This is a genomic window from Agarivorans sp. Alg241-V36 (assembly GCF_900537085.1).
GTDB lineage: Bacteria > Pseudomonadota > Gammaproteobacteria > Enterobacterales > Celerinatantimonadaceae > Agarivorans.
This window is the reverse complement of the sequence record NZ_UNRE01000007.1, coordinates 267351-285573: the sequence shown is the minus strand read 5'-3', so window position 1 is coordinate 285573 and position 18223 is coordinate 267351. Positions and strand designations below refer to the sequence as shown.

Genomic DNA, 18223 nt, shown 5'->3' with positions numbered 1-18223 from the left:
TTTGGAACCTTTCAGTAGGTGATTACTAAAACATCCGTGCATCATTGAGTACCAGTTACATACTCTTAAAACTGTCCATCGCCGCTATGATGAAGAGATAGCACAAGGCTAACAAATCAGAGTCTGTTAGCTTTAACTAACACAGAGAAACAATTATGAACCTTCAAGCGATTCAAGCATTTGTATTAAGTCACCAGCTGGGCAGCATTTCTGCAGCAGCAAAAAAGATGCAAAAGAACCGCGCCCAGCTGAGTCAATGGATAACCAACCTTGAGATTGATTGGAATGTAGAGCTGTTTACCCGCAACGGTCACAAACCAGTATTAAGCGCCCAAGGCTTAAAAATGCTGCCCTTGTGTGAACAACTGCTAAATGCTGGAAAACACTTAAATGAGCAAGTTGAGCAAATAGCCAACCTAGACTGCTTAAGGTTGAACTTAGGTGTGAGTGCCTATTTGCAAGACAGCGCCATAGCCAAAGTGCTTAGCCAATTTAACCAAGCCTATCCGCAAGTTGATTTACATATTTACCAACGCCGCGACGAACAGTTGCTCAATTGGCAGCAACAACCAAAATTAGATTTAGCTATTTGCTTTTACCGAGATGCCTTTCCCAGTCAATTTACCGTAGAGCCTTTATGTGAAATGCCAGTAGTAGCGGTATGTTCACGAAGTCATCAGCTGGCATCGGCAAGCTCAACAACACTTCAGCAAGTACTTAGCCATACTTGGATAACCGTGCTCTCTTCAACTAATACCCAATTGTGGGATCCAGATACTGTGCAACGGCAAATTGCGGTGGAGCATCACTCACTAGCGATAGAGCTTTGCCTACGCGGGGTTGGGGTATTTGTAGGCCAGCAGCAGCAACTCAGCCCCTATATCCAATCAGGTGATCTGGTGGTAGTGGCTCATAACGATGCAATTGCGAATGAACAGCTAGGACTCATTTATAGTAAGCAGGACAGTATGTCGCCAGCTCAACAAGCCTTAATAAACCTATGTAAAGCAGAGTTTAGAAACAAACCACATTAGCGATAAACACGATTTGTGCACAAGTGTTATTCACAAGCAACAATTGGGATCATTACTATAGCTGGTGGTTTGTTGAAATTTTACTGAGGTTTCACGTGAAACTATCAACAACTAGATCACAGTAAACTCGCAGCTAGTTAAAGCACTCAAGATCACGTTACAATGGCTAAAACAGTCAACATTAAAAGGATCGTAAGTGGATATAGAAATTATTGTTGGATCAACCCTCGGTTCGGCTGAATACGTCGCAGATGAGCTAGAAGCCCTGTTAAAAGAACAGCACCAAGTGAAAATTCACCTAGATGCTAAGTTTAGTGAACTTAAACAACCGGCTTTTTGGCTTATTTGTAGCTCTACCCATGGTGCAGGAGATGTGCCTGATAACTTACAACCGTTTTTCCAATACTTACTTGAGCAACAACCGGATCTTTCGGCGGTTTCTTATAGCGTAGTGGCCATTGGTAGTAGCAGTTACGATACTTTTTGTGGTGCAGGTAAGGATCTCGACCAAACCCTAAATAAATTGGGTGCTAAAAAGCTAAAAGAACGCTTAGAAATTGATGTGGATCTAGAACCAGTGCCTGAAGAACCAGCAGCTAGTTGGTTAGAAAGCTGGAAAAATGAACTAAATGTGAGCTAAACACTGTGGATAACCCTAGGGAATAGCTATTAATTTAACATAGTTATTCCTATGGATAAGCTTATACCTAATTTCACCTGTGGATAAACAGCAAATTAGATCCCAGTTTTTCCCCTGCTTAGATCGCCCTTCATTAACAAGATCTGATCTTAATTAAGTTAATGATCATAAAGCTAAAAATTCACTTATCTACAGATCAGCAGTTTACTAATAGTAGATCTAATAAAAGATCTTAAAAAAAAGATCTTATATATATTTATAAGAGATCTAGTGCTGATCTAATTCTGATCTAAGCATTCCCTTATTGCCGCTTAACCAGTAAAATGTCGCACCCTTTTGGGATTAGGCTGGTTCGAGGTAATAACAAATGTTCTATAAACAACAATATGACGTAATAGTGATCGGTGGTGGTCATGCCGGTACTGAAGCAGCAGCGGCCGCTGCACGCATGGGTCAAAATACCTTGTTGCTTACTCATAACATTGAGACCTTAGGTCAAATGTCTTGTAACCCAGCCATTGGTGGGATTGGTAAAGGTCACTTAGTAAAAGAAATTGATGCCTTAGGTGGCTTAATGGCGCAAGCTGCTGACCTATCGGGGATCCAATTTAGAACCCTAAATTCATCTAAAGGACCAGCCGTTCGCGCAACACGCGCTCAAGCCGATCGAGTACTTTATCGTGCTGCGATCCGTGAACGTTTAGAAAACCAAGCCAACCTAACCATCTTTCAGCAAGCCTGTGACGACTTGATCGTAGAAAACGATCAAGTGGTAGGGGTGGTAACTCAAATGGGCTTACAGTTACGCGCACGTAGCGTAGTGCTTACTGTTGGTACTTTCCTTGGTGGCATGATTCACATTGGCTTAAACAATCATGCTGGTGGTCGTGCAGGCGATCCACCATCAATCGCGCTTGCACAACGCTTACGTGAATTGCCATTACGTGTTGATCGCTTAAAAACCGGTACTCCGCCACGAATTGATGCGCGCAGTATCGATTTTAGCCAAATGCAGCCACAACCAGGTGATACACCAACACCGGTATTTTCGTTTATTGGTAAACAAAGCGATCATCCGCAACAGATCCCTTGCTTTATCACTCATACCAATGAATCTACCCACGACATCATTCGTAATGGTCTAGATCGCAGCCCAATGTTTACCGGTGTAATCGAAGGTATTGGGCCGCGCTATTGCCCATCTATCGAAGACAAAGTGACTCGCTTTGCAGATAAAAATTCACACCAAATCTTTATTGAGCCAGAAGGCCTAACCACCCACGAAGTGTATCCAAATGGTATTTCTACCAGCCTACCGTTTGATGTTCAGGTTGAGCTTGTTCATTCGATGAAAGGTTTAGAGAATGCCCATATCACTCGCCCTGGTTATGCCATTGAATATGATTTCTTTGATCCTCGCGATCTAAAACAAAGTCTTGAAAACAAATACTTAAAAGGTTTGTTCTTTGCTGGGCAAATAAACGGCACAACCGGTTACGAAGAAGCCGGTGCACAAGGTTTAATTGCGGGTTCTAACGCTGCTTTGTATGCGCAAGGCAAAGAAGCCTGGGCGCCACGCCGTGATCAAGCTTACATGGGTGTATTGATTGATGATTTGGCAACCTTAGGCACTAAAGAACCTTACCGCATGTTCACCAGCCGCGCCGAATATCGCTTATTGCTGCGTGAAGATAACGCCGATATGCGTTTAACCGAGCAAGGTCATAAGCTTGGTTTAGTTGATGAGCATCGCTGGCAATTGTTTAACAAAAAAGTTGAAGCGGTTGAGCTAGAGCGCCAGCGTTTGAAAGACACTTGGGTCCACACTAATTCGAGTCAATTAGATCAACTTAACCCATTGTTGAAAAATCCAATTACTCGCGAGCATTCTCTAGAAGAATTGATCCGCAGACCAGAGCTTAATTACCAACAATTAATGGAAATTGAAGGCTTTGGGCCAGGGCTAGATTTGCCAGCCGCCGCTGAGCAAGTTGAAATTCAGATCAAATACGACGGCTATATTAAACGTCAATTAGAAGAAATTAAGAAAACCCAAAAGCATGAAAATACTTTGCTACCTTTAGACTTAGATTTCTCTAAAATTAGCGGCCTATCCAATGAGGTTGTTGCAAAGTTAAGCAATGCTAGGCCAGAAACTATAGGTAAAGCAGCACGTATTTCAGGGGTTACCCCAGCTGCGGTATCATTGCTATTGGTATATTTGAAAAAACACGACTTGGCACGCAAGTCAGCTTAGGATGATCGGGTGTTAAAATCTCGCTTACAGGGCTTATTGGCTCAAACTTCTTTGCAGCTCAGCGAGCTGCAAATCTCTCAACTGGTTAGTTTGGTTGAGCAACTGGATAAATGGAATAAAGCTTATAATCTTACTTCGGTAAGAGATCCTATGGAGATGATGGTAAAACACATTCTCGATAGCTTAGTAGTTAGTCCTCACTTACAGGGCGAGCGTTTTATTGATGTTGGCACTGGCCCTGGTTTACCAGGCTTACCTTTGGCCATTATTAACCCCGATAAACAGTTTGTTTTACTTGATAGCTTAGGCAAGCGAATTACTTTTATTCGCCAAGTTTGTCATTTGCTAAAGCTCGATAATGTTACTGCGGTGCAAAGTCGGGTAGAAAACTACCAACAAAACCTCGATTTTGATGGAGTAATAAGCAGAGCCTTCGCTTCTTTAGAGGATATGCTTAACTGGTGTTCTCACCTACCCGCAAATAATGGTAAATTCTATGCTTTAAAAGGCTTAGTGCCTGAACAAGAGCTAGAAAACCTACCTGATGGCTTAAAACTGCACAGTATCGAGAGTTTAAGTGTTCCCGAACTTGAAGGTCAGCGACATCTAGTTATTATTGATAAAAATAACCCTTAGGCGAAAATATTGTGGGTAGAGTAATTGCGGTTGCCAACCAGAAAGGTGGCGTAGGAAAAACTACAACCAGCGTAAATTTAGCGGCGTCTATGGCGGCCACTAAACGCAAAGTTTTGTTGATTGACCTAGACCCACAAGGTAATGCCACTATGGGCAGTGGTGTTGATAAATACGACGTTCCAAAAACTGCCTATGAATTGCTGATCGATGAAGAACCTATCGATCAAGTGACCGTAAAAGATACCAGCGGATTTTTTGATTTAATTGCAGCGAACTCAGACGTCACTGCCGCTGAGATCAAGTTGATGGAATTTTTTGCCCGCGAAGTGCGTTTACGTAACGCCCTAGCGCCAGTGCGTGACTACTACGATTATATTTTTATCGACTGCCCGCCTTCACTTAACATGCTTACAGTGAATGCAATGGCGGCAGCTGATAGCGTATTAGTGCCAATGCAATGTGAGTATTATGCCCTAGAAGGTTTAACCGCCTTGGTTGATACCATCAGTAAATTGGCTTCGGTAGTCAATCCTGAGCTTCAGGTTGAAGGGATCTTACGCACCATGTTCGATCCGAGAAATCGACTGTCTTCTGATGTGAGTGACCAACTTAAGCAGCACTTTGGCAAAAAAGTCTACCGAACTGTGATCCCAAGAAATGTGCGTTTAGCCGAAGCCCCTAGCTTTGGTAAACCAGCCATGTATTATGATAAAACGTCAAATGGTTCTAAGGCTTACCTCGCTTTAGCGGGTGAAATTATTCGCCGCCATGAAGAAGAAGCGCAAGCAGTGGTCGTAGATTAATGAATACGGATAAAGACATGTCAGCGAGAAAACGTGGATTAGGTAAAGGATTAGATTTATTACTCAGTACCAGTAATAACGCTCGTCAACGTCAAGTTGAAGAGGACACTAAAGCCGATACTAATCAGCAAACCGTTGATGAAAACCGCGGTGATTTACGCAAGTTGCCAATTGAATGGCTACGCCCTGGTAAATACCAACCGCGTAAAGACATGTCAGCAGAAGCGCTGGAAGAACTGGCCCACTCAATTGAAGCACAAGGGGTTATCCAACCTATCGTGGTGCGTGAAGTGGGTGAAAACCAATTCGAAATTATTGCCGGTGAACGTCGCTGGCGCGCCTCTCAACAAATTCATCTGCACGATGTGCCGTGTTTAATTAAGAATGTGAGCGACGAAAACGCCGTTGCCATCGCCTTGATTGAAAACATCCAGCGTGAAGATCTTAACGCCATGGAAGAAGCGGTTGCTCTAGACCGTTTAATGAATGAGTTTGAGCTTACCCATCAACAAGTGGCTGAAGCAGTGGGTAAATCTCGTACTACAGTAACCAACCTACTGCGCCTAAATAGCCTTGATAACGATGTGAAAATCTTATTAGAGCATGGTGATATTGAAATGGGTCATGCCCGTGCGCTGTTAGCACTTAGTGGTGAAACCCAAGCCGAAACTGCACGCAATGTCGCAGCCAAAGGTTTAACGGTTCGTGATACCGAAAAACTAGTTAAGGCAGTTTTAAACCCAAAAGCGCCAAAACAAGCGGCTAAAGTTGATCCAGATATTAACAGACTAGAGCAAAGAATAAGCGAACGATTAGGTGCCGGTGTAAAAATCCAGCAAAACAAAAAAGGTCAGGGTAAATTGGTGATCGACTACGCAAATCTTGATGAATTAGATGCTATTTTGGCACTCTTCATCGATTCTGACGAAACACTGTAGTTTTTGTAAACTAATCTCACCTATATTTCTTTGATCTTGATTACCTAAAATTCACCAAAAGATGACCAAAATCGCTGGTTTGTAACATAAAAATTAACAATAACCGCTATTTGTTTATGTAAGCTGTTACAAATTAGTGACTTCAGCTTTGCTTCTGATTGCAAAAGTGCACTTTCGACGTATAATCATTAGGCTTTTTCGCAAGCCCTTTTTACCTAGTTTTAGGTAATGGGTTAAATGTAAAAACTAGTAGAGGTCGAGAATGTCTGGGTCTTTAACAACAGAAGTACGCCTAAAGGCGTTATATTTTGTTATCTTTCAGACAGGGTTTGTCGCACTGCTAACGCTAAAGAGTGGTTTCTTTTTCGATAAAGATATTGCTCTTTCGGTGTTAATCGGAGGTTTGATCTTCTTACTACCCAATGCCTTGTTTACACTAATGGCATTTATGTTTGTCGGTGCTAGACATCAAAAATACGTAGTATTAAGTTTTTATCTCGGAGAGGTCGTAAAACTATCTCTTACAGCCATCATGTTTATACTGGTATTTGCCTTGTTTAATGTAGAGCCGTTGGCCCTATTACTTGGTTTTATACTTAGTACATTAACGCAATGGACTGCCTCTATTTTTCTTAGTAACAAAAATAGGATGATAAATGGCTGCTGAAGGTAACGTTTCAGGCTATATCCAGCACCACCTGACAAACGCTCAAATGTGTATGGCCGATGGCGGTCTGGCATTTAATTACGCTTGTAAGGATGCAGGGTTCTGGACTTGGCACATTGATTCACTCCTGTTTTCAGTTGGCTTGGGTGCTTTGTTCTTATTTCTTTTTTATAAGGCAGGGCAAAAAGCAACAACTGGCGTACCTGGCAAGTTTCAATGTTTTGTTGAAATGATGGTTGAGTTTGTTGATGGAGCCGTTCGTGACGCTTTCCATCGCACTGACCGTGTTATTGCGCCAATCGGCTTAACCATCTTCGTGTGGATTTTCCTCATGAACTTGATGGATCTAGTCCCTGTTGACTTTATACCCCACGTCGCCGGACTTATGGGCGCTGAGTACTTTAAAATTGTACCGACAACTGATTTAAACATCACATTAGGCATGTCTATTGCCGTGTTTGCTTTAATCATTTTCTACAGTATTAAAGTAAAAGGACTGAAAGGGTTTACAAAAGAGCTTACGCTTAATCCTTTTAATCACTGGTCAATGATACCTTTCAACTTCTTGTTGGAATCGGTCACATTATTGGCTAAGCCTTTCTCACTCGCTTTGCGTCTGTTCGGTAACCTGTATGCAGGTGAATTGATCTTTATTCTTATTGCCGCACTTGTTCCTTTATGGGCTCAATGGACACTTTCTGTTCCATGGGCAATTTTCCATATTTTGGTCATTGTGCTTCAGGCGTTTATTTTCATGATGCTAACGATAGTTTATCTAGCCTTAGCCCATGAAGATCACTAATTAAGTTTAATAAAAACTGTTTTAACCTAATAAATACTTTTGGAGAAATTCATGGAAACTGTTGTTGGTTTTACTATTATCGCTGTTGCAATCATGCTGAGCATGGCCGCTTTGGGTACTGCTATCGGTTTTGCACTTTTAGGTGGTAAATTATTAGAAGCATCAGCCCGTCAACCTGAGCTAGCCCCTGCACTACAAACTAAAATGTTTATTATTGCTGGTCTACTAGATGCGATCTCAATGATTGCTGTGGGTATCGCGTTATTCTTCGTATTCGCTAACCCGTTTGTTGCCTTGTTAGGTTAATCCTTCGATTCCTAACAAATAGGGAGGTGTCGTTGTGAATATCAATGCAACCATGTTTGGACAAGCGATATCGTTCGCGATTTTTTGTTGGTTCTGCGTTAAGTACGTATGGCCACCATTAATTGATGCGATTGAAGCTCGTCAAAAGAAAATTGCGGATGGTTTAGCTGACGCTGAACGTGCCGGTAAAGATCTTCAGTTAGCTCAAGCTAAAGCTTCAGAGCAAATGAAAGATGCTAAATCGGAAGCTGCTGTGATTGTTGAGCAAGCTAATAAGCGCAAAATTCAAATCATCGACGAAGCAAAAGAGCTGGCTAACCAAGAGCGTGAAAAAATTCTTGCTCAAGGTAATGCTGAAGTTGAAGCAGAACGTAATCGTGCTCGTGAAGAGTTACGTGCACAAGTAGCTGCTTTAGCCATCGCTGGCGCTGAGAAAATTCTTGAGCGTTCAATCGACAAAGAAGCCAACAAGCATATTGTTGATAAGCTAGTCGCTGAGCTGAAATAAGGGATAAAAGGTAGAGCTTATGGCTGATTTAACCACCATTGCTCGTCCCTACGCTAAAGCTGCGTTTGATTTTGCCGTTGAGCACAAAGCCTTAGATGAGTGGACTGAAATGTTAGCGTTTGTTGCCGAAGTGGCAGCTAACGAGCACGTTTCTGTGCAACTGAAAAAGGAATCAGCAACTACCTTGGTAAACTTATTTACCACCGTATGTGCTGAGCAGCTTAACGAGCACGGCCTTAACTTAATAAAGTTAATGGCTGAAAATGCACGTTTAGACGCGTTGCCTGCTGTGTTAGCTCTGTTCTTAGAGTACAAAGCCGAATTGGCTAAAGAGATAACAGCTGATGTTGTTTCTGCTTCTGAACTAGATGCCGCGCAGCAAGCGCAAATTAGTGCTTCCTTGGAACAGCGTTTATCACGCAAAGTGAAGCTTAACTGTAGTGTTGATGCCTCATTAATGGCCGGAGTGATTATTCACGCTGGTGATTTAGTGATTGATAGCTCTGTAAAAGGGCAATTGGCAAAACTATCCGACGCACTGCAAGCGTAATTGGGGAATAGAGTATGCAACTGAATTCCACTGAAATAAGTGAACTGATCAAGCAAAGAATTGAACAGTTCGAAGTTGTCAGTGAAGCTCGTAACGAAGGTACAATCGTTTCTGTAAGCGATGGTATTATTCGAATTAATGGTCTTGCCGATGTAATGCAAGGCGAGATGATTGAGCTTCCTGGTAGCCGTTATGCTATCGCACTTAACCTAGAGCGTGACTCTGTTGGTGCTGTAGTAATGGGCCCTTATGCTGATTTAGCAGAGGGCGATAAAGTTAAAAGTTCTGGTCGTATTTTGGAAGTTCCAGTAGGTCGTGGCCTACTAGGACGTGTACTTAATACACTGGGTGAGCCAATTGATGGTAAAGGCGCAGTAGACAACGAAGGCTTCTCGCCGATCGAAGTAATTGCTCCTGGCGTAATGGAACGTAAATCGGTAGACAAACCTGTGCAAACAGGTATTAAAGCGATTGATTCTATGATTCCAATCGGCCGTGGTCAGCGTGAGTTGATTATTGGTGACCGTCAGATTGGTAAAACAGCTATTGCTGTAGATACTATCATTAACCAGAAAAGCTCTGGCATTAAGTGTGTGTATGTTGCTATTGGTCAAAAAGCTTCAACTATCGCGAACGTTGTTCGTAAGTTAGAAGAATATGGCGCAATGGAATACACCACTATTGTTGCAGCATCTGCTTCTGATTCAGCCGCATTACAATACCTAGCGCCTTACGCGGGTTGTACTATGGGTGAATACTTCCGTGACCGCGGTGAAGACGCGTTAATCATCTATGATGATTTATCTAAGCAAGCTGTTGCTTATCGTCAAATTTCATTGCTATTACGTCGACCTCCTGGTCGTGAAGCATACCCTGGTGACGTTTTCTACCTTCACTCTCGCCTACTAGAACGTGCGTCTCAGGTTAATGAGAAATACGTAGAAGAGTTCACTAAAGGTGAAGTTAAAGGCAAATCAGGTTCATTAACGGCATTGCCGATTATTGAAACTCAAGCCGGTGACGTATCTGCATTCGTACCTACCAACGTAATTTCGATTACCGATGGTCAAATCTTCCTAACAGGCCAGTTGTTTAACTCTGGTACTCGTCCGGCGGTTGATCCAGGTATTTCGGTATCTCGTGTTGGTGGTGCTGCGCAAACTAAGATTATTAAGAAACTGTCTGGTGGTATTCGTACCGCACTGGCGCAATACCGCGAACTAGCGGCATTTGCTCAGTTTGCATCTGACTTAGATGATGCAACCCGTAAGCAGTTAGACCACGGTCAAAAAGTAACAGAGTTAATGAAGCAGAAGCAATTCAGCCCATTATCTGTAGCTGAACAAGCGTTAGGTCTATACGCAGCGGAAAAAGGTTTCTTAATGGATATCGAAATTAACAAAATTGTTGATTTTGAAACCGCATTGTTAGCTTACGCTAACAATGAGTATGCCGATCTATTGGCGTCTATTAACGAGAAAGGCGATTACAACGACGAGATTGACGCATCGATTAAAGGCTTATTAGAAAGCTTTAAATCAACGCAATCTTGGTAATCAACCCTGACGAATAGGAGCGAATAGATATGGCCGGCGCTAAAGAAATTAAAGGTAAGATTGGTAGTGTTAAAAACACTCAAAAAATTACCAAAGCGATGGAGATGGTTGCAGCGAGTAAAATGCGTCGTTCTCAGGACAGCATGGAAAGCAGCCGCCCCTACGCAGTAGCTATGCGCAAAGTAATTGGTCATATCGCGCTTGGTAAACTCGAATATAAGCATCCGTATGCTGTAGAACGAGAAGCTAAGCGTGTTGGTTACATCGTGGTATCTACTGACCGCGGTCTATGTGGTGGCTTGAACATTAACTTGTTCAAAAAAGTTGTTACAGACATGCAGCAGTGGAAAGAAAAAGGTGTAGAAGCCGATCTCGCCGTTATTGGCGGAAAAGCGACAGCCTTTTTCAATAATCATGGTGGTAATGTGGTTGCTCAGAATTCTGGTTTGGGTGATAACCCAACCGTTGAAGAGCTAATCGGTACCGTAAAAGTGATGCTTGAAGCCTACGATGAAGGCAAATTGGATCGCATTTATGTGGTGTATAACCAATTTGTTAACACCATGGTACAAGAACCAACTATGGACCAATTATTGCCGCTGCCTAAAGCAGACGACCCAGAAATTGCGTCTCGCAGCTGGGACTATTTATACGAGCCAAGTGCCGAAGAAATACTCGACGGTTTATTGGTGCGTTATATCGAGTCTCAAGTGTATCAAGGTGTGGTGGAAAACCTCGCTTGTGAGCAAGCTGCACGAATGGTTGCAATGAAAGCGGCAACCGACAATGCGGGTAATTTGATTGACGATCTTCAGTTGATTTACAACAAAGAACGTCAAGCAGCAATTACTCAAGAATTGAGCGAAATTTCTGCGGGAGCTGCAGCCGTTTAAGGCGAGGCATTAAGCAAAAATATTTAGAGGAATCAACATGAGTAACGGTAACATCGTCCAAGTAATTGGCGCTGTTGTGGACGTTGAATTTCCACATGACAGTGTACCGAAGGTATACAATGCTCTAGAAGTTCAAGGCGAAGAACTCGTACTTGAAGTTCAACAGCAGATTGGTGGTGGCGTAGTTCGTTGTATCTGTATGGGTGCATCGGAAGGTATTCGTCGTGGCCTAGAAGTGGTTGATACTGGTGACGCGATTAAAGTACCTGTGGGTGAAGCAACCCTAGGTCGCATTATGAACGTACTAGGTCATACCATTGACCACAAAGGTGAAATTGCGACTGAAGAGCGCTACAAAATTCACCGTGCTGCTCCTTCTTACGAAGAGCAAGCCACGTCTAACGAATTGTTAGAAACTGGCGTTAAAGTTATCGACTTGATTTGTCCATTCGCTAAGGGTGGTAAAATTGGTCTGTTTGGTGGTGCCGGTGTAGGTAAAACCGTAAACATGATGGAGTTGATCAACAACATTGCTAAAGCGCACTCAGGTTTATCTGTGTTTGCTGGTGTTGGTGAGCGTACTCGTGAAGGTAACGATTTCTACTACGAGATGGAAGAAGCCGGGGTACTTGATAAAGTAGCCATGGTTTACGGCCAGATGAACGAGCCACCAGGAAACCGTCTACGCGTAGCGTTAACCGGTTTAACTATGGCTGAGAAGTTCCGTGACGAAGGTAAAGACGTATTGTTGTTTATTGACAACATTTACCGTTACACCTTGGCCGGTACCGAAGTATCTGCACTGTTAGGTCGTATGCCATCAGCGGTAGGTTATCAGCCAACATTGGCTGAAGAAATGGGTGTTCTTCAAGAACGTATTACATCTACTAAGACTGGTTCGATTACTTCGATTCAGGCGGTATATGTACCTGCGGATGACTTGACTGACCCATCTCCAGCAACCACTTTCGCTCACTTAGACGCAACCGTTACTCTAAACCGTAACATTGCTGCTATGGGCCTATACCCTGCTATTGACCCATTGGATTCAAACTCTCGTCAGTTAGATCCATTAGTGGTTGGTCAAGAGCACTACGACATTGCTCGTGGCGTGCAAGGTGTACTACAACGTTATAAAGAATTGAAAGATATTATTGCGATTCTAGGTATGGATGAATTGTCTGAAGAAGACAAACAAACCGTAGCTCGTGCGCGTAAGATTGAGAAATTCTTAACTCAAGATTATCACGTAGCTGAAGTTTTCACTGGTAACCCAGGTAAACTTATCCCGCTTAAAGATACTATCCGTAGCTTTAAAGGCCTACTGGCTGGCGATTACGACGATATTCCAGAGCAAGCGTTCTTGTATGCAGGCGATATTGATGACGTGCTTGAGCGCGCCAAAAATATGTAAGCTTCGCCAATTGGCGTAACAGGAGGCTGAAATGGCAGCGATGACAGTTCACTTGGATGTGGTGAGCGCAGAAGAGAAAATTTTCTCTGGCCGCGTTGAGCACTTACGAGTAACCGGTGAAGAGGGTGAGTTAGGGGTGTTGCATGGTCACGCCCCACTACTAACCCCAATTAAGCCTGGTATGGTTCGCATGGTAAAACAGCACGGTCACGAAGAGGTGATTTACATCTCGGGTGGTTTCTTGGAAGTACAACCAGGAAATGTAACCGTTCTAGCTGATACCGCGATTCGAGGCAACGAGCTCGATAAAGCCAAAGCCCAGCAAGCTAAACAGGCAGCTGAGGAAAGCATTAGCAATCCTAACAGCGATGTAGATTTTGCGAGAGCTCAAGTTGAACTAGCGAAAGCAATGGCTCAACTTCAAGTTATCGAAATCCTCGGAAAAAATGTCCGATAAGTTTAGTTTGATAATAAAAGGCGCTCTCAGAGCGCCTTTTTTGTTTGTAAAAAATGATGTTGATATCAACGAAAAGTGGCCACGAAGCCGCTACCATTAAATACTAATAAAAATATGGCCTTAACGCGCGGTTAATTGGCCAACAAGCAAAGGATGATTATGGCTACTATTGCGCCATTAAATCAGGCAAACAAAGCCTTGCTCTCAGAGCGTATTCAAAGCCTGATTAAAGCCTTGTCGGCAGGTATTTATGAACGTGAAGAAAGTTTCAAGCTATGTCTTCTCGCCGCCTTAGCCGGAGAAAGTGTTTTTTTACTTGGCCCGCCAGGTATTGCAAAAAGCATGATTGCCAAACGCTTGGTTAAAGCCTTTAAAAGCCAAAGTTTTTTCGACTACTTAATGACGCGTTTTTCTACGCCCGAAGAAGTATTTGGTCCATTATCGATCCAAGAGCTTAAAGACAATGGTAAATATGTCCGCTTAACCGAAGGCTACTTGCCTACAGCGCATATTGTTTTTCTTGATGAAATTTGGAAAGCCGGTCCGGCTATTCTCAACACCTTACTTACAGTTGTGAACGAGCGTACTTTTCGCAATAGCTACGAAAACTTGCCCGTGCCAATGCGTTTACTTATTTCGGCTTCAAATGAACTGCCGGAAGAAGACGGCGGCTTAGAAGCGCTATATGACCGCATGTTACTGCGGGTATTTGTTAATAGAATTCAGCAGAAAGACAATTTTAAAGCCTTATTGCTAGATAACCAAAGCTTGCAAGATATTCCTGAAAACTTAGTTATTAGTGATGAAGAGTATCAAACATGGCAAGCGCAGCTTGGCCAAGTCACTATGAGTGACAGTGTGTTTGAAAAAATGTACCTAATTAAAAACTTGGTTGAGCAAGGTTTACCCTTAGCGGGTGAAGGCAGCATTGTTAGCGACCTTTATGTGTCGGATCGCCGCTGGAAAAAGTCTGTTCATTTACTGCAAACCAGTGCCTTTTTTAATGGTCGTTCAGAAATTAATCCGCTGGATTTATTGTTGCTACAAGACTGTCTCTGGCACAACCTAGACGATAGGCAGTTTATTCAAACCTGCATGCAAGACTATGCGGTAAACCATGCTTTTGACCAGCTTAAGCTAAAAGAGTTGGCTGAAGGTGCAGAACGTCATTATAGCGCCACCGTAGATGATATTTGTGACCAGCTCACCGTTCAGTTCTCCCATGATTCTGGTCTAAGAAAGGACCAATACAAATATGATTTTGGTAGTGCTAAGCGTTTCCCCAAGAAACATGGTGGCGAGCTGTTTAAACTGGTGGTTTTGCAAAGCAATTTATCGGTGAGCGAAAAAGATAAAGGTGAAACGCGTTGGGTTTATGTGGATGCCAACGAGTTTTCCAAGAAAATCAAAAGCGGTAATTGTGAAATGTTAGGGCGCATTAATGAGGGCTCAGAGCTGTGTCAATTGCGCTTTGACATCGATATTAACCACCAGCTGGTAATTAAAGATTTAGCTAATCGCCCTTTATTACTGGGTATTGCCAAGCAGCAAGGCCTTGATGAAAGTATGGTGGCTAGCTGGCAACAGCAAATTGATGCGGTATTGGCTAATATTAAACAAGCTGATTATGAGCTTAAACGTAGTCGAGCTCAGTTTCACGGAGCGTTGCCCCATAACTTTATTTCTCAGCAACTGCCCGAGGCGATAGAGGCGAGCTTAATGGAGGTTGAGTTAATGGTGTCTGGCGTGGCTACATTATTGGATAAACAAGCTTACAGGATGCGCAATATAAATGACTTTTTTAACTAGGCTATAAGCGTGATAGATAGCCTGCAGTTTGGTGTAATGTTAGCGGAATCGGGATTGCTTGATGAAGCCGTTCGCGAGGTGATGATGCGCCCGCAACTTATGATGATTGCAGAGTCTAGTCCTGGTATTCAAAGTTCCATGAAAAACCAAGTGAGCAAGTGGAAAAACCAAATTCGTGCTCAGCTTGGTCAAATCACCATAGAAGAAAAGTTTGCCGAAGAAATTGCCCTGTATCAGCGTTCGATAGAATTAGACAGTGCAGGGTTTAGCCAACAATTAGATGAATTACTCATCCAGCTAAGTGTTTGTTCCAGCTTTTATGGCAAAGCCAGTGAGTTGGCCGCCCATCCTCATCATCGTTATAGTCCTATGTTTCAAAGCTACTTTTGTAATCAGTGGTTCGAGAGTATTGCTAAAGAATTAAATCAAGCTCAAGTAGATGAAATGAAACAGCATAAACAAGCCTTGCTGGCCGATCTTTATCAACGAGTCGAAACCCTGCAAGCCATGCCTGAAATGACCGAATCAGGCGACTCAAATAAGCTTGGGCGACTGTGGGATATGGCCGCAGCTAAGTTACGCAAAAGTGAAGTTAACTTGCTCAAGCAATTTGCTGTGTTTCTTAAATCACAAAAAGGCCTGCAAAAAATTGCCGAGCAGTTAGGAAGAATGGCTGATCAAGTTAGTGACCCTAACGCTAGCAATGCCCCGGTAGAAGAACCCCAGTTGATTGAAGAGCAATTAGACCAAGTTACCGACGATATAGTAGGTGTACACGAAGGTGACGACCTAGCCAAACTCTTGCCCAATGAAACGATGTTCTTAGCCTACCCAGAATTAGAGGTTATTTTTTATAAGCATTTGGTCGACCACCAGCTAATGAATTATCAAATGCAGGGCAAACAACGCAAACTGCGAAAAGTGAAAACCTATAAAAAAGCCGCCGATGAAACCATGTTAGACAAAGGGCCATTTATTTTGGCTATTGATAGCTCGGGTTCGATGCAAGGTTTCCCTGAAAAGTGCGCCAAAGCCTTAGCTTATGGCTTAATGCAAATTGCGTTAGCTGAAAAGCGTGATTGCTATGTGATTATGTTCTCTACTGAGTTAATCACTTATGAGCTCACCAAAAAAGATGGTTTGCGAGAGGTGCTTAACTTTCTTTCCTATAGCTTTCATGGCGGCACCGATATGGCCTCGGCGCTGCAGCAAGCCATCAAACAAATGTCTGAAGACAAATATCAAAATGCAGATTTAGTGGTGTTGTCAGATTTTATTGCCCCTGCTCCACCTAGCGACTTGCTAGAAACCATTAAGCAACTAAAAGCGCAAAAAAATCGATTCCATGCGCTTAACCTATCTACTTACGGTAATCCAGAATTGATGCAGGTTTTTGATCATCTATGGGATTACACTCGCTCGCCAATGCAGCGCTTATTTAAACGATAATTCCAAAGCTTATCAGTTTCGCTTACACTTGTTTAAGTTGTCGATAATCATCTTGGTTGATTGGGAAAATTAACCTGTAATAAGGAAACAAAATGAACTTCAGTGTTGTTATTTTGGCTGCCGGTAAAGGAACAAGGATGCGTTCAACTTTGCCGAAGGTGTTGCATAAACTAGCGGATAAACCAATGGTGCAGCATGTCATCGATACCGCTAAAAAACTAAAGCCAGAAGCTATTCACCTGATTTACGGCCACGGCGGTGATTTAATCCAACAGCAAATTAAAGACCCAAGCTTAAACTGGGTTGAACAAGCTGAACAATTGGGCACTGGCCATGCAATGCAGCAAGCTGCCCCTCATTTCGCGCCAAACCAAGCAGTAGTGATGTTATACGGTGATACGCCGTTAATCAGTGAACAAACCATACAACGTTTAATTGAAGCCCTGCCAGAAAGCGGTATTGGTTTGCTAACAGTGGACCAAGATGACCCAACAGGCTATGGGCGCATTGTTCGCGAAAACGGCAGCGTAGCTGCCATTGTGGAACATAAAGATGCCACCGCAGAGCAGTTAGCCATTAAAGAAGTGAATACCGGTGTATTGGTTGCTAATAGTAATGACTTTAACCGCTGGTTAGCCAAGATAAGTAATGATAATGCTCAGGGCGAGTATTACGTTACTGATATTATCGAAATGGCCACAAAAGAAGGTAATGTGGTTCAAGCAGTTCAGCCTGACTCTATTGTAGAAGTACAAGGTGTGAATGATCGCGTTCAACTTAATGGTTTAGAGCGCGCCTATCAAAAAGGCCAAGCAGAACAATTATTACGTGATGGTGTAAGCCTCGCCGATGCTAATCGCTTTGATTTACGCGGAGAGTTAAGTATTGGCAGTGATTGCTTCATCGACATCAACGTAATTATCAAAGGTAAAGTTACCATTGGTAACAACGTTACTATCGAAGCCAACGCCATTTTAGTCGACTGTGAGATTGGCGATAACGTCACCATAAAAGCTAATAGCATTGTTGAGCAAGCAAGCTTAGCGGCTGATGCTTCAGCCGGGCCCTTTGCTCGTCTTCGCCCTGGTGCCAAACTTGAGCAAGATGCACATGTAGGCAACTTTGTAGAGATGAAGAAATCTACCTTGGGTAAAGGCTCTAAAGCTGGCCACCTTACTTACTTAGGTGATACCACGGTGGGTGAAAAAGTAAATATTGGTGCTGGTACCATCACTTGTAACTATGATGGAGTGAATAAGTTTCAAACCATCATTGAAGATGGCGCATTTATTGGTAGTGACAGCCAATTAGTTGCTCCAGTTACCGTGGGTAAGAACGCCACTATTGGTGCAGGCTCTACTATTACCAGCAATGTTGAAGCTGAAGTATTGGCCATTTCTCGAACCAAGCAACGCAGTATTAGTGGTTGGCAAAGACCGGTTAAAAAATCTTAACCCCTTTGTTTTTATTGTAAAAAGCGGCCTTAGGTCGCTTTTTTTGTTTT

The 18223-nt window shown here is 42.9% G+C and carries 18 protein-coding genes; all 18 read left to right on the top strand.

The genetic code is table 11. The features are described from left to right. Nucleotides 1–155 precede the first annotated feature (155 nt). The 18 genes from G6R11_RS17215 to glmU all read left to right on the top strand — a co-directional run bounded on the left by G6R11_RS17215 (nucleotide 156) and on the right by glmU (nucleotide 18173). Nucleotides 156–1034 (top strand): LysR family transcriptional regulator, encoded by an 879-nt coding sequence (locus G6R11_RS17215; protein WP_163134301.1) that lies wholly within the window; start codon nucleotides 156–158, stop codon nucleotides 1032–1034. Between the two features lie 196 nt (nucleotides 1035–1230). Beyond that, nucleotides 1231–1674: an FMN-binding protein MioC gene (gene mioC, locus G6R11_RS17210; RefSeq protein ID WP_163134300.1), complete on the top strand. Its 444-nt coding sequence runs from the start codon at nucleotides 1231–1233 to the stop codon at nucleotides 1672–1674. 367 nt (nucleotides 1675–2041) lie between these two features. After that, nucleotides 2042–3931: a tRNA uridine-5-carboxymethylaminomethyl(34) synthesis enzyme MnmG gene (mnmG, locus tag G6R11_RS17205; RefSeq protein WP_163134299.1), complete on the top strand. Its 1890-nt coding sequence runs from the start codon at nucleotides 2042–2044 to the stop codon at nucleotides 3929–3931. Between the two features lie 9 nt (nucleotides 3932–3940). Beyond that, complete coding sequence (gene rsmG, locus G6R11_RS17200) at nucleotides 3941–4567, top strand: 16S rRNA (guanine(527)-N(7))-methyltransferase RsmG (protein ID WP_163134298.1); 627 nt, start codon at nucleotides 3941–3943, stop codon at nucleotides 4565–4567. 11 nt (nucleotides 4568–4578) lie between these two features. After that, nucleotides 4579–5370, top strand: a complete 792-nt coding sequence (locus G6R11_RS17195; protein WP_163134297.1) for a ParA family protein — start codon at nucleotides 4579–4581, stop codon at nucleotides 5368–5370. Nucleotides 5371–5387: 17 nt separating this feature from the next. After that, nucleotides 5388–6308 (top strand): ParB/RepB/Spo0J family partition protein, encoded by a 921-nt coding sequence (locus G6R11_RS17190; RefSeq protein ID WP_163134296.1) that lies wholly within the window; start codon nucleotides 5388–5390, stop codon nucleotides 6306–6308. Nucleotides 6309–6570: 262 nt separating this feature from the next. Then, nucleotides 6571–6975 carry an ATP synthase subunit I gene (locus G6R11_RS17185; RefSeq protein WP_163134295.1) on the top strand — a complete coding sequence of 135 codons (405 nt, stop codon included), beginning with the start codon at nucleotides 6571–6573 and terminating at the stop codon, nucleotides 6973–6975. Beyond that, the gene (gene atpB / locus G6R11_RS17180) at nucleotides 6965–7777 is read left to right on the top strand and encodes a F0F1 ATP synthase subunit A (protein ID WP_163134294.1); all 813 of its coding nucleotides are present in this window, start codon (nucleotides 6965–6967) and stop codon (nucleotides 7775–7777) included. Before G6R11_RS17185 ends, atpB begins: the two co-directional genes overlap by 11 nt. Nucleotides 7778–7828: 51 nt before the next feature. Beyond that, entirely contained in the window at nucleotides 7829–8083 is a 255-nt protein-coding gene (gene atpE / locus G6R11_RS17175; protein WP_137673530.1) for a F0F1 ATP synthase subunit C, read from the top strand. 34 nt (nucleotides 8084–8117) lie between these two features. Next, on the top strand, nucleotides 8118–8591 hold the full coding sequence (gene atpF, locus G6R11_RS17170) for a F0F1 ATP synthase subunit B (RefSeq protein ID WP_163134293.1): 474 nt from the start codon (nucleotides 8118–8120) through the stop codon (nucleotides 8589–8591). A gap of 19 nt (nucleotides 8592–8610) precedes the next feature. Beyond that, nucleotides 8611–9141, top strand: coding sequence for a F0F1 ATP synthase subunit delta (gene atpH, locus G6R11_RS17165; RefSeq protein WP_163134292.1), 531 nt, complete (start codon nucleotides 8611–8613; stop codon nucleotides 9139–9141). Nucleotides 9142–9155: 14 nt separating this feature from the next. After that, the gene (gene atpA, locus G6R11_RS17160; RefSeq protein ID WP_163134291.1) at nucleotides 9156–10697 is read left to right on the top strand and encodes a F0F1 ATP synthase subunit alpha; all 1542 of its coding nucleotides are present in this window, start codon (nucleotides 9156–9158) and stop codon (nucleotides 10695–10697) included. Nucleotides 10698–10726: 29 nt separating this feature from the next. Further along, nucleotides 10727–11590, top strand: a complete 864-nt coding sequence (gene atpG / locus G6R11_RS17155) for a F0F1 ATP synthase subunit gamma (RefSeq protein ID WP_163134290.1) — start codon at nucleotides 10727–10729, stop codon at nucleotides 11588–11590. A gap of 37 nt (nucleotides 11591–11627) precedes the next feature. Next, nucleotides 11628–13004 carry a F0F1 ATP synthase subunit beta gene (atpD, locus tag G6R11_RS17150; RefSeq protein WP_163134289.1) on the top strand — a complete coding sequence of 459 codons (1377 nt, stop codon included), beginning with the start codon at nucleotides 11628–11630 and terminating at the stop codon, nucleotides 13002–13004. A gap of 31 nt (nucleotides 13005–13035) precedes the next feature. Continuing rightward, the gene (locus G6R11_RS17145; RefSeq protein WP_163134288.1) at nucleotides 13036–13461 is read left to right on the top strand and encodes a F0F1 ATP synthase subunit epsilon; all 426 of its coding nucleotides are present in this window, start codon (nucleotides 13036–13038) and stop codon (nucleotides 13459–13461) included. Nucleotides 13462–13620: 159 nt separating this feature from the next. Beyond that, the gene (locus tag G6R11_RS17140; protein WP_163134287.1) at nucleotides 13621–15270 is read left to right on the top strand and encodes an ATPase RavA domain-containing protein; all 1650 of its coding nucleotides are present in this window, start codon (nucleotides 13621–13623) and stop codon (nucleotides 15268–15270) included. A 9-nt stretch (nucleotides 15271–15279) separates the two neighbouring features. Beyond that, a complete protein-coding gene (gene viaA, locus G6R11_RS17135) occupies nucleotides 15280–16719 on the top strand; it encodes an ATPase RavA stimulator ViaA (protein ID WP_163134286.1) in 1440 nt (479 codons plus the stop codon). 92 nt (nucleotides 16720–16811) lie between these two features. Then, nucleotides 16812–18173, top strand: a complete 1362-nt coding sequence (glmU, locus tag G6R11_RS17130; protein ID WP_163134285.1) for a bifunctional UDP-N-acetylglucosamine diphosphorylase/glucosamine-1-phosphate N-acetyltransferase GlmU — start codon at nucleotides 16812–16814, stop codon at nucleotides 18171–18173. Nucleotides 18174–18223 lie beyond the last annotated feature (50 nt).